The following is a 13,343-nucleotide window of genomic DNA, read 5'->3' on the forward strand; positions in this document are numbered from 1 at the left end:
GTCCGAAGAAAAGTCTATTTCTAAACCTGTCATTTCCCATTTAAGCCTTGGTAAGGTTCCTCGCGTATCATCGAATTAAACCACATAATCCACCGCTTGTGCGGGCCCCCGTCAATTCCTTTGAGTTTCAAACTTGCGTTCGTACTCCCCAGGTGGCTAACTTATCACTTTCGCTTAGTCTCTGAAACTTACATTCCAAAAACGAGTTAGCATCGTTTACGGCGTGGACTACCAGGGTATCTAATCCTGTTCGCTCCCCACGCTTTCGTCCATCAGCGTCAGTTGTTGCTTAGTAACCTGCCTTCGCAATTGGTGTTCTAAGTAATATCTATGCATTTCACCGCTACACTACTTATTCCAGCTACTTCAACAACACTCAAGACCTGCAGTATCAATGGCAGTTTCACAGTTAAGCTGTGAGATTTCACCACTGACTTACAGATCCGCCTACGGACCCTTTAAACCCAATAAATCCGGATAACGCTTGCACCCTCCGTATTACCGCGGCTGCTGGCACGGAGTTAGCCGGTGCTTATTCGTATAGTACCTTCAGCTACCCTCACGAGGGTAGGTTTATCCCTATACAAAAGAAGTTTACAACCCATAGGGCCGTCGTCCTTCACGCGGGATGGCTGGATCAGGCTCTCACCCATTGTCCAATATTCCTCACTGCTGCCTCCCGTAGGAGTCTGGTCCGTGTCTCAGTACCAGTGTGGGGGATCACCCTCTCAGGCCCCCTAAAGATCGTAGACTTGGTGAGCCGTTACCTCACCAACTATCTAATCTTGCGCGTGCCCATCTCTATCCACCGGAGTTTTCAATACCGAATGATGCCATTCAGTATATTATGGGGTATTAATCTTCCTTTCGAAAGGCTATCCCCCAGATAAAGGCAGGTTGCACACGTGTTCCGCACCCGTACGCCGCTCTCAAGATCCCGAAAGATCTCTACCGCTCGGCTTGCATGTGTTAGGCCTCCCGCTAGCGTTCATCCTGAGCCAGGATCAAACTCTCCATTGTATGTTTGTCTGACTCACTCAAAGTTTTTAACGCTTTAGTTTTTCCTTACTTGGTTGTTATATTGTATGTCAATGATCTTTATATCTTTCGCTTTTCAACGAAGCAATCTCTCTGTCAGTGTCGCTCCGTATTTGCGAGTGCAAAAGTAAAACTTTATTTTTTAATGACCAAATGTTTTTGAAGAAAATTTTAAAGTTTTTTAAGTAACCTTAATCCTTCTCAAAACTTCAATCTCTATACTCCTGCGCTCCCTCTAATTGGGACTGCAAAGATACAAACTCTTTTTAAACTGGCAACTTTTTTTTACAAAAAGTTTTAAAGTTTTTTTCGTCCGTCTCTTTTTGGAAGTAATATCGTTTCTGCCCATCTAAAGGCTCTTCTGCGCTACTGAATGTCTTTCGTTTTTCAGTGGGGCAAAGATAGTAACTTCATACAAAGCAAAACAAGTTTATTTAACATAAATTTTACATTAGGGTGATATTTGTCCCTAAAGGACTGGGTAGCAGGGTGAAAAATTTTAAACATTTGTTTGGAAGATCGGGGTGAGAGCGTGGGAGTGTGGGAGAGTTTGAGCGTTTGAGGGGGAGAGAGGAGGATTCGGGGTGCGGGATGCGGGGTTGGGGTGGCTATGATCAAATAAAGTATATATTATATAATAGAGAGACTAGACTAGAGAGCTGACTTTCCTCGACGAAGACTGAAGAGTATATTTAATATATAAATATAGAGTAATAAGATTTAACTCCTGTACCCGTAATTAATTATAATGCTTCGACTCAGCTCAGCATGACATGGCTAATACTAACTGCTAAAAGACCTTAGATATTATCCTGCCAACTTACAAGCGTTCTTGTAAAGAATTTGGATTCCTGCGGAATGATACAATGGGAATAGGGATTTATACTCAATAATATGTTTCCATAGAATTCTGCAATATGAAAATTCAAACCAATATTCCTTTTATACCTGGAAACCCGAAACCCGAAACTCGCAACACAATAACCCGAACCTCATCATTCATCATTAACGACCCCTACCCTAGCCCTGATAGCAATGGTTACCCCGCAGCTTGGGTTGGAGGGTGGTGGGTTTTAGGTGTGGGGGCCCTTCGGCTTCGCTCAGGGTGACAGCGTTGGAGTGCACGGGCGCGAGGAGTAGGAATGGATAGCAGGAAATAGCTCCTAATAAAGTTCGAGGGTTGGAGTGTTGGAGTGTTGGAGAGTGAAAAAGTTTAAATGTACTGGTGAAGAGGGAATAAAAAATAGATATAAAATCGTGATGATTTGAAAGGCGTGTTAAAAGAAACGCTTGATTAATAACTTATAGGTATAATATCCTAACAGACATCCGATCGTATCTGCTACGATATCCAAAGTTTCCATCGATCTTCCCAATCCCATTTCTTCCTGCAGGATTTCTGTAAGGAAAGCATAGAGAAGGATGATCTGGATAAAGTATGAGAATTTTATTTTGGGAAAAGCAGCAATGAAAGAGAAACCCAGTGCTGCGAATATGCTTACATGCAAAACCTTGTCGATACCGCTGAACATGAACCAATATTCATGGTTTTCTTCTCCCGGCTTGAGAAGCATATAAGTAAGAAATGCCCAATAAATGGGCAGTATCTTACTAAATATTTTTGAAATCTTATCCAATGATCGCTTTGTAATCATCTGCAGAAAGTAACTCTGACTGATCTGCTCCATCAGCAATTTCCAATTTGATGATCCATCCGTCTCCATAAGGATCTGTATTTAACAGTTCAGGCTGATCTTCTAATTCTGAATTAAACTCAATAACCTTTCCTGAGATAGGTAAGAACAGGTCTGAAACAGTTTTTACTGCTTCTACACTTCCGAAAACGTCTCCTCCATTAAGATCATCATCTACAGTATCTACATCAACGTAAACGATGTCTCCAAGTTCTCCCTGTGCGAAGTCTGTAATACCGATTGTAGCAACGTTACCTTCGATCTTGATCCATTCGTGATCTTTCGTGTACTTTAATTCTGATGGTGTGTTCATTTTTAAATTTTTATTTTGTACAAATGTATTCAAAAATATAGTAGCTTCAAATATTGGATATAAAAAAGTCCTTCAAATGAAGGACTTTTATGTTTGTATTATTTTTAGAATCCACCTCCGGATTCACCGAATGTAAATGTGGCTGAAATACCTGCTCTGATCGTAGACAGCGGGAATGCTGTGGAGATCTTGTATTTTGAGGTCATCTGTTCGTAGAATACTCTCAGATTCAGATTCTCGGAAACATTGTAATCTGCGGAAAGTTTAATGTTCATGAGTCTCTGTCCTCCTGTAACCTGGGCATCATTTAACAGAATATTCATAATAGATGTTTTACTGTCTCTTAATGAAATATCTCCTCTGATGTTAAGGTCACTTCCTTTTCCTCTTGTTCCTCGACCTCTGATATTAGCTGTTCCCAATCTGAAGTTTCGTACAATATAACCAAGTCTTACTACATATTCTGTATTGGCATCTTCGGTAAGCGTCTGATTGACTAATCCCAGTACCATCATTCTGGTTCTGTTGTACTGTATTCCGAACTGCATATTGTTTCTCATGGTAACATCTACTCCGATAAGTGGTGAGAAAGATTCTACATATCCCACCTGTGCGAATGTATATGGGTTAATTTTATCACCACCATTTTTGTCTATATTACCTGCGTTATCTACAACCTGATAGTATCCATTCGGGTTGCCATGATAATCTACATTGCTTTGAATACCTGTCGCTGTATAAGTGGCGGTATAGGCATGTAAGATATCAAACTTCGAGAACTGCCCGCTGATCATCGGGATATTCTTTAACCCGGAATAGGTAATTCTCCAGTTTGGCAATGGGAATCCTGCTTTTTTAGGATTACCCATAGGTGTCACAGATTTTCCTTCCATCGCTGCTCTAAATGCAGGGATCAATACATAAGCATTTCCAATGCTATAGTGTTGGGCAAATCCGTTATTATCCAATACTGCTCCGGGACCTCCCAGCTGTTGAGAAAGCGCTCTTGCATTTTCTCTGATTGCCTGGTAAACGGCCTGTCCATCTTTAAATGACGTACTGAGAAGCGTTGTTGTATTGGAATACGTTGTCATTTCGCTGGCGAATGTAAAATCTGGATCAGGAACTCCACCATTGGTATAGTTAAATCCTGTATGTGAGAAGTTACTATTGAAGGTATGTAGCACGTTAAGATCAACTCTCAGGTCATTCATCGGCATCACTTGTAGGTCTGCTCTCAATTCTTTGGTCGACATTCTTACATACGGATCGGTCATATAATTGGATTCACTCACCCATCCGTTTTCCATTACCGTTCTTCTAATATCTGCCTGTGATCCTAAAAGGAATCCAAGTGTCGGACCTCCTAATGTCTGTCCGTATCCATACCAGTTTGGAGCTGATATCAATCCCGGAAGTACTGTTCCATTCGTTTCGTTATAACTTACGTTTAACTGTTTAAAGGAAGTTAAGAAGAATGCAGCGCTTTGAAGTGGAGTAAGCTTATTCTTAAATTTATATTTCTTATATCGGTATCTGTTTTTCTCCCATTGTTTCGAATATACATTATTCAAAGAGTCCATCTCCTGTCTGCGTTTCTGAAGTTTGGCATTAATATTTTTGAAATAATTAAACTGGCCAAAGAACTTCGGAAGATCCGCAGAAGCTGTTGCCTGAATCACATTGGTATTTTGCCCAACGGATCCTAAACTTGTTGTTTTATTATCGTTGTTAGGATCAACAAATCCAGTCAATGAAGTAGATCTTGCCGCCCAGTTATAAGTAAATCCATATCCTACTTCCGCATCAATGAAATCCAGATAAGGCAAATATTGGAATGGTAGCTTATAGTTTAACTGTGCTCTGTGATTATACAATACCGGTCTTCCGGCTCTGAATACATTTCCAAAAATCGATTTGCTGTCCATTGAATTTACATCCAGATTATCATTCAACGTTCTGGTTGCAGAATTGATCTCCAGTTTCAATGATTTTGTGAAATTGAATCCTAATCCATACTGCCATCCAAAGAAGAAGTTTCTGTTTCTGATAGCATCAAAATTATTATTCATGTCTCCGTTCAGGATTGCTTCCACATTTCTGAACTCAAGCTCGTTGTAGTTTCTGTCGATTTCAGTTCTGAAAGAGATTCTTGTAGGAATAGGGTTAATATTGAATTCTTTTACCCATCTCAGATACTTTGTCGATTTCGCCGTATCACTGATCATTTTGTTGAAAGGCTTAAGTACCCAAGGTTTAAAGGTGTAGTTATAATCAATATACCCTCTCAGATACTGTCTGTAATTTCTCTTGGTATAGATATCTCTGAAATAATCATCGTTATAAACAGCAGTTACTGATACGTTTTCAATATCATAAAACTTAGGCTTTTTATTTGGATTTACTCTTTCTTTATGCATGTTAACGACTCCTATACTTCTCTGTTGAGTATAGGTTCTCGCTACTTTTTTCAACTGATCTTTATTTGGTGCCTTATTAAATTCTACATCGGTATCCAGAGGATTGTACTTTGGATCTTCAATAGTCTGCGAGTAAGAATAGTTTAAAGGAATTTTCACCCCAGTTTTTTCCGGAAGGAATTTATCTACATTGATCGCCGTATTGATGCTGAATGCGGATTGAGTAGACTGTGTTCTTTCTGCAGGTTTTGAATCGATATTTCCGAAACCAACTGAGGTATAAGAGGCATTGGCATTCACTGTTGCCAGGTCTCCCATATTGAAGTTTAAGCTGGCATTTCCTGCATATCCACCATCATTCTCAATTTCAGAAAGACGGATTTCGTTAACCCATAAAACTCTTGTTATGGTAGAGTTTGTTCTTGGATCTGCATTTCTTACCCCAATCATAATGGTGGTAATATTTCCTAAACTTGGTCTACCTTTGATATAAATATTTTTATAAGGTTCCTGATATCCTGTGTCAACGGTTCTATTTGTAATAGCAACACCAGATTTATCTCTTCTGATCTTTGCATCTACAAAGTTCTGAACATCAAAATCAACTTCGTTTTCCATTGGCCAGATCTCCATAGGAGCTGTTGCTGTTGTAGGAGTCATTCTTAAAGATGATTCATACTCGTAATAGTTATCAGTAGCATCGCTTCCGAAACGAATAAAGAATTTGGTATTCTCATCCAATCCAATCACTCTGTTCAATGGATCGTGAGCATGTACAAACAGCTTCAGCTTTTTGTATCTTCTCATATCCAATGTTGTATTTTTGAATACTCCTCTTGCCTCAGTTTTAAGGTCTTTCACTTTCATGTAAAGTGATGCTTCATTCTGTCTCTGCGCTCCTGCATTTCCACTCAATACCTGTCTGTCAATTCCCGGAGGCAATACATATGGAGGTTGGTTCAATGCATTTTCTTCAATATTTACACTTCCTATTTCAAAGTTTGGATCTGTCACAGTTCCGGTTCCTTCGTCGGAATTAGGAACATTTACACTGGCAATTTTACTGGTATATTTTCTCCAGTCTGATCTTACAAGATCCATTGTCCCGAATCTCAAAGTAGAGGTCTGATCAAATCCAGCAAGCATTAATCTTGCAAATCTTACATTATTTAGTACTGCATCTTCGTGTGTTCCTTCTGCCGGATCATAATTCGCTACAGGAATTCTGAACAGGTACCATTTAACATCTGAACTCTGTCCATTCTGGAATGTTGCTTTTACTGTTTTTACATCTACAATATTATTCGTTCCAAGTGACAAACTTGGCTGGTCAAGCTTTATAACATATTGGTTATAATTTTCAGTCTGATCCAGGTTGTAATCTTTGTTGATATCTTCAGCATCCGGAGTTTGCGAAGCTACATTCAGAGAGTTTGCTTCTGAGTTTCCTTCAGGGTTTCTGAAATATTTATATCGTTCCACTACTGAAGCTGCCTGACTTCCTGTAAATTTATCAGAAAGATAGAATACGAAGTCATCCACTGCAGGGTCAGCAATATTGGTTACGGGGTTTACAAAAGTATTTCCGAATCTCATCGCTTCCTGATCAGAAGTAAGACCATCATATCCGGCATCCTGTGTTTTTCTTTCATCTCCTTCTGTAGAGAATGCATATAAAATTGGTGGCTGTTTTGGTTGTGTTCCCCAGTTTGAATTCGTTGTAGAAGAAGGATTACCTGGAGTTGGAAGTCCGTTTTCATACTGCATTTTTCCATCTTTCAATACATCTTCTGAAACGTTTCCTAAGTGAAGTAAAAGTTTTGGATCAGTACCCAGCGTTTTACCATCTGCATAAGGGTCCATCATCCAGAATTCAACGTATTCAATGTTTGAAGTAACAAAGTTGGGAACACTGATCGATCTCATGATCCCCGCCCATCTGCTTTGTGGCTGTTCTGTTAACGGGTTTACGTTGTATGGTCCTTTTTCTTTAGGAAAATATGAAATATCGAAAGTATTCGTGAAGGTTTGTTCTCCTGCTACGAAATCTCTGTTATTATAAATCTCCGAATATTGTACTCTTCTGGAAGCGTGATTGGATACAGACTGTGGTGTAATTCCTGCCGGAGCTTTTCCTCCCACTCCCCAGAATCTAGGGTCAATATTATACCATGTTAATAATCCTCTTCCATATCCGCTTGTTAGATCATCATTGGCCGGTACAGTGTTAAATGGTGGCAATGTATTTTTTTCCGGTTTTGAAGCAAGGCTCCATGCTGCCGGTTCTTTTAATGATATTTTAGAAGTTGTTTGTTCAAAATCGTCAATGTAAGACTGATTGTTGGTTCCTTTATTCAAGCCAGGTAACAAGTAGGCCGCTTCCATCTTGAAGTTTAAGTTGGATGGAGCTTCGGTTTTCACCATCGGAAGTTTGTTGGTAAGTCTTGTAAGATAAGGAGCCTGATTGTTATACATCAGGTTGATCCCTGCCATGGTATTGTTTACCGCTTCCTGGCCAAAGTTCACTTTCTGAGTCAATGGAGATTCAGAGTAATTGATTACTGTTCCTCCCAAGATAAAGTTTTCACTGAATCTTCTTTCTAAGTTTAATCCTAAGAATCTTTTCCTTTGGGTATTAAATGTCAACTGGTTTTCCAGTGAAATATTGATCGCCTGTCCGGACTGTTTTACATTTTCATTGATGATGGTAACCGTACCAAGCATATAATCTACGGTATAATCAACTCCTTCTGTAAGCTGTACCCCATTTGCAGCCACTTTTACTGATCCCTGAGGAACGTTTACAGCACCCAGAGAAATACCTTGTCCCTGAACACCTTTGTAGCGTCCTTCCATGGTATACCTCTGCGCAAGGTTACTGGAGATCGCCTGTTGTTTTTGCTTGGTATAAAGATCCTGAAAAACATATTGAGGATCACTTGTACCTAATTTTGATTCCAGATATTTACCGAAAGGCTGCACTTTGGTAAAGATGACTCTTCCTGTTTCCGGTCTGATGGTAATTCCATTCACAAAGTCGAAAATACCATCTCCCTTACTTCCGTCTTTATTGTTTTGAATATCACCGTTCATATTGAGACGGTCCCAGTTAAATAACTTCAATAGGTTCTGATCTTTTACAGGAGTGTCCGGAAGATAATTTACCTTACCTCCAGTTTTTGGATCTCGGTAATAGACGTTAAGGATAAATCCATCCGGAGATACCTGTCCTGCATCTATAGAATAGATATTCTTCATCATCAGATCCCACATCGGAGACTGCGTATTCACCTTATTGTTTACTCTCAATACTTTGGTAATCAGTACTGGGCTTTCTTCAGAAAATTCCCCTACTTTGTATACTTTATTGCTTCCGTTAACGGTGTATGAGTAAGAAACGGCTAAAAGCTGCTGGTCATTAAGCTTCTGATTTAATGAAATATATCCCAACTGTGGCTGGAAGGTAAATTCATTACTGTTCAGCTTTCTGGCTTTTGTATTGTAAATGAATTGTTCTCCGTTATCGTAAGGAGCGGGATCTCCAGGAAGCACCTGCCCCTGGAAAATAGTTCCATAGTTCTTACCTGCTTCTCTGGTTCCTGCTACCGATGAAACAGCATCATAAAGACCGTTCAGCGAGTTATCCGGCAGCGTAACTCCTCCGGGGCCTTCTCCAAGGTCTCTGATCCCGATAATACTTTTCTGATATGCCAGATTACTGTTCCCCTGATCCAATACCCAGACTTCCATTCTGGTAATGTTGATGGTTGAGTTGATCTGCGGATAATTAAGTAAGGCATCATCATACTTATTCAGGAAATAATGTCCTATAAAGAAGTGTTGGTTTTCTTCGTAGTCAATGGCGTTGACTTTAAAATTGTTCATCACACCACCACCCTGTACTACAATATTACGGGCTTCACCCTGCTGCTGGGAAAGAACTACGGTTCCAAATGTTTTTCCTAACTGGAATTCTGTTTTCACCCCGAACAGTGATTGTGAACCACGGATAAGGCTGGTTGAAAGCGGCATGTTTACATTACCAAATTCAACTCTTTTGATGATTTTATCTTCTCCTCCTTCATTAGGTTTATCTACATTTCCAAGCCCTTTGCTCTGAAGATCTTTCCAGCTTCCTTTTGCCTGCCATACAAGATTCATTCTGTTTTCAAAAGCAAAACCACTCTGGGTATCATAATTGGCCTTTAACTGAAGGTTTTCCCCTACTTTTCCCAATAATCCCAACTGAATTCTCTGATCAATATCAAAGGTAAAACTGGTCCTGTTCTGAGGCAGGATCATTGGGTTATCTATTTTCTGGTAAAGTCCTGCAAAATCCAGGGATGCATACCCTGAAGGGATGATTTCAATTTTATTACCACCGAAAATGGTTTCGAAAAGCTTGTTATTGATCATTACAGAAGGAATAAGTCCTTTTCTCCTTGCATCTGATTTATCTTTTCTGAAAAGAAGATTGTACTTATCTGATTTTTCCTTATAGTAAGCTCTGGTCTGACTGGCAAGCATATATTCTTTATATTCTTCCGGAGACATGGCTGTAGGAGGACCTGTAATGGTATTTCCGATTTTTGGATATACATAGTACATCCCTGTTTTTATGTCGTAATAGGCTTCATACCTCGTAGGGTCGGCCACTTCATATTGTTTTCTTATGATCGCTGTATCTTTCTGTGCCTGCCCAAAAGCACTCACAGACATACACAGGAACGACAGGAACAAAAATATGTTAAGATGCTTAATATTCGCCACCAAATGTTAAATGTTTTTTAAGATTTGTTTAACCAATTCTTCTACCGAGATGGTTGGATTTTGTTTGATAATTTTATCCGCAATCTTCTCGCTTGTTCGTTTAGGAATGCCTAAAACTTCTAATGCAGATAACGATTCTTCCTTAATTTTATTATCCACCATCACAGAAATATTCGCGTTTGGATCGCTGTATTTCTGTACTTTATCTTTAAGATCCACAATAATTCTTTCGGCAGTTTTTGCACCAATTCCTTTTGCTTTTTGGATCAATGCACTGTTTCCGGAAAGTATAGCAGAAGCAATCTCATCAAGACTTAATGTTGACAACAGAATAAGGGCTGAAACAGCTCCTACTCCATTAACGCTTATTAACAGATTGAACATTTCTTTTTCTGAACGTGTGTTAAATCCAAAGAGAAGATGAGCATCTTCACGAATGATCTGCTGAATAAATAAAAAGGTCTGCTGATTCAAAACCAGCGTCTGTGAGGTCATCAAACTGATTCCCACATAGTAACCAACTCCCTGAACATTGATGACAGCGTAGGTAGGCGTAAGTTCTTGAACAGTGCCTTGTAAAGAAAATATCATTATTAATTTTTAAAACTCCCAAATATAGCAATTTAAACTAATTAATGTTTTCATTTGATGTACGAATGATTTTTAACTTAAATTTCAAATAAGAATTCAAGGAATTAACAGAAAAACAAAAGACTCCAAAATATGGAGTCTTTTTACTATCTGAACACGGTTTACAGTGTCATTTTTTAAATAAGAGAGAGGGATTACTGTTTCCAGTTATACCGCTCATTCTATATTACGATTTCTTTTCTCTCCTTTGAGCATCAAGAACAGCAATGGTAGCAAGGTTTACGATCTCATCAACGCTCGAACGCATCTGAAGTACGTGTACCGGCTGCTTTAATCCCATTAAGATAGGTCCGATAACCTGTGCTACTTTCATTCCTCTCAGGATTTTGTAAGAAAGGTTTGCACTTTCCAGATTCGGGAAGATGAATGTATTGGCCGGAGTAGTTCCTAATTTTGAGAATGGATAATCGCTCAAGTGATCTGCATTCATTGCAAAGTCTGGCTGAATTTCACCATCCACAACCATTTTCGGATATTTTTCATGAAGGATTCCTACTGCTTTCGCTACTTTCTTGGATGTTTCAGAAATCGCAGCAAAGTTTTCAAATCCAAGCATTGCAATTCTTGGTTCAATGGCAAAAGATTTTACTGTAAATTCTGCCATTTTAGCAATATTCACAAGATCTTCTGCTGTAGGGTTTTGGTTGATAGAAGTATCTGCAAAGAAAATAGGTTTCTTTTCAGACAGGATCATCATCATTGCCGCTACTTTATCTACTCCTTTATCTTTTTCAATAACTTCTAAAACAGGACGTAAAACGGAAGTATAGTTTTTAGAGAATCCTACAATAAGTCCATCCGTATCACCATGCTTCAGCATCAAAGGCCCGAAATAGTCTCTCTGGCGTACATATCTTTTCGCTTTGTACTCGTTCATTCCTTTTCTCTGACGAAGTTTCCAAAGAGTTTCTCTGTATTTTTTTCTGTTTTCTTTCTGATCGTCATCACTTGGATCAATGATAGGAACATCCAGAGTAATTCCGTAACGCTCCATTTGCTCCTTGATGTATTTTTTATCTCCTAAAAGGCTTGGGTAAGCAATTCCTTCTTCATAAAGAATCTGGGCAGCTTTCAATACATTGTATTCTTCTGCATTTCCAAGGGTAATTCTTTTCGGATTGGATTTTGCACGGCTCTGCATCATTCTTACCAATCTTTCATCTCTGCCCATTCTGTCTAAAAGCTGGTGCTCGTATTCATCAAAATCCGTAATGGTTTTTCTGGCAACACCACTTTCAATAGCTGCTTTTGCCACAGCGCTTGATACTTTTGTGATCAGTCTGTTATCAAATGGTTTCGGAATGAAATATTCTCTTCCAAACTGAAGATTCTGAACATTGTATGCTAAAATTACAGCTTCCGGCACCGGTTCTTTTGCAAGATCAGCAATAGCGTGTACAGCAGCCAGTTTCATGGCTTCATTAATTCCTGTAGCCTGTACATCCAATGCTCCACGGAAGATATAAGGGAATCCCAATACGTTGTTTACCTGGTTAGGATAATCACTTCTTCCCGTTGCCATGATCACATCTTTACGGGTTTCCAGTGCAAGGTCATAAGCAATTTCCGGATCCGGGTTGGCAAGAGCAAATACAATAGGATTTTCATTCATGCTCTGCAACATCTCAGGAGTCATTACGTTTCCTTTTGACAATCCAACAAAAACATCAGATCCTTTTACAGCATCTTCTAATGTTTCGATATCTGTCTGAGCGATGAAATCCAGTTTTTCAGGAGTAAGGTTTTCTCTTTTATGATTGATTACTCCTTTACTGTCACACATCAGGACGTTTTCTTTTTTCAATCCTAATGAAATATAAAGTTTGGTACATGCAATAGCTGCAGCTCCAGCTCCGTTCACCACCATTTTTACTTTATCAATATCTTTATTGGCAATCTGCAGAGAGTTGATCAATGCAGCCGCCGAGATAATGGCTGTTCCATGCTGGTCATCGTGCATCAAAGGAATATTCAATTCCTCTTTCAGTCTTTGTTCTATATAAAAAGCTTCAGGTGCCTTAATATCTTCAAGATTGATACCTCCAAAAGTAGGAGCAATCCCTTTTACAATTTCAATAAATTTATCCGGATCTTTCTCATCGATCTCAATATCAAAAACGTTGATATCTGCAAAGATCTTGAATAAAAGCCCTTTCCCTTCCATTACCGGTTTTGAAGCCTCAGCACCGATATCTCCCAGTCCAAGTACGGCAGTACCGTTAGAAATTACTGCTACCAGGTTTCCTTTTCCTGTATAATCATATACAGTTTCCGGCTTATCATGAATTTCCATACAAGGAACCGCTACTCCCGGAGAGTAAGCCAATGATAAATCTCTTTGAGAAGAGTGTGGCTTTGATGGGATCACTTCAATTTTTCCTTTGGGTTCTGCTTTATGATAATCTAGCGCTGCCTGGCTAAAGTTCTTTTCGTCACGATTGTTGTTACTTGACATAA

The 13,343-nt window shown here is 39.2% G+C and carries 5 protein-coding genes and 1 rRNA gene (1 of these 6 cut by a window edge); all 6 read right to left on the reverse strand.

The genetic code is table 11. The annotated features are described in order from the left end of the window. Nucleotides 1-1,020: ribosomal RNA gene (locus KBP46_RS11540) — 16S ribosomal RNA — on the reverse strand; it reaches 497 nt to the left of the window's first position. Nucleotides 1,021-2,315: 1,295 nt separating this feature from the next. Further along, nucleotides 2,316-2,693, reverse strand: coding sequence for a VanZ family protein (locus tag KBP46_RS11545; protein ID WP_123279544.1), 378 nt, complete (start codon nt 2,691-2,693; stop codon nt 2,316-2,318). Next, nucleotides 2,668-3,045 (reverse strand): glycine cleavage system protein GcvH, encoded by a 378-nt coding sequence (gene gcvH, locus KBP46_RS11550; RefSeq protein ID WP_047098621.1) that lies wholly within the window; start codon nt 3,043-3,045, stop codon nt 2,668-2,670. The genes KBP46_RS11545 and gcvH overlap by 26 nt, the downstream gene beginning before the upstream one ends. 104 nt (nt 3,046-3,149) lie before the next feature. Beyond that, nucleotides 3,150-10,184 (reverse strand): cell surface protein SprA, encoded by a 7,035-nt coding sequence (gene sprA / locus KBP46_RS11555; protein WP_216445482.1) that lies wholly within the window; start codon nt 10,182-10,184, stop codon nt 3,150-3,152. Nucleotides 10,185-10,241: 57 nt separating this feature from the next. Then, complete coding sequence (gene ruvA, locus KBP46_RS11560; RefSeq protein ID WP_120233586.1) at nt 10,242-10,826, reverse strand: Holliday junction branch migration protein RuvA; 585 nt, start codon at nt 10,824-10,826, stop codon at nt 10,242-10,244. A gap of 226 nt (nt 10,827-11,052) precedes the next feature. Further along, nucleotides 11,053-13,341, reverse strand: coding sequence for an NADP-dependent malic enzyme (locus KBP46_RS11565; RefSeq protein ID WP_062672487.1), 2,289 nt, complete (start codon nt 13,339-13,341; stop codon nt 11,053-11,055). Nucleotides 13,342-13,343 lie beyond the last annotated feature (2 nt).

The sequence above is a fragment of the Chryseobacterium sp. PCH239 genome, assembly GCF_018924625.1.
Classification (GTDB): Bacteria; Bacteroidota; Bacteroidia; order Flavobacteriales; family Weeksellaceae; genus Chryseobacterium; species Chryseobacterium cucumeris.

Bases quoted from the DNA above. Each gene is read 5' to 3' on its own strand.
- sprA (WP_216445482.1), bottom strand. From the start codon at position 10,184: ATGTCTGTGAGTGCTTTTGGGCAGGCACAGAAAGATACAGCGATCATA.
- KBP46_RS11545 (WP_123279544.1), bottom strand. From the start codon at position 2,693: ATGATTACAAAGCGATCATTGGATAAGATTTCAAAAATATTTAGTAAG.
- ruvA (WP_120233586.1), bottom strand. From the start codon at position 10,826: ATGATATTTTCTTTACAAGGCACTGTTCAAGAACTTACGCCTACCTAC.
- gcvH (WP_047098621.1), bottom strand. From the start codon at position 3,045: ATGAACACACCATCAGAATTAAAGTACACGAAAGATCACGAATGGATC.
- KBP46_RS11565 (WP_062672487.1), bottom strand. From the start codon at position 13,341: ATGTCAAGTAACAACAATCGTGACGAAAAGAACTTTAGCCAGGCAGCG.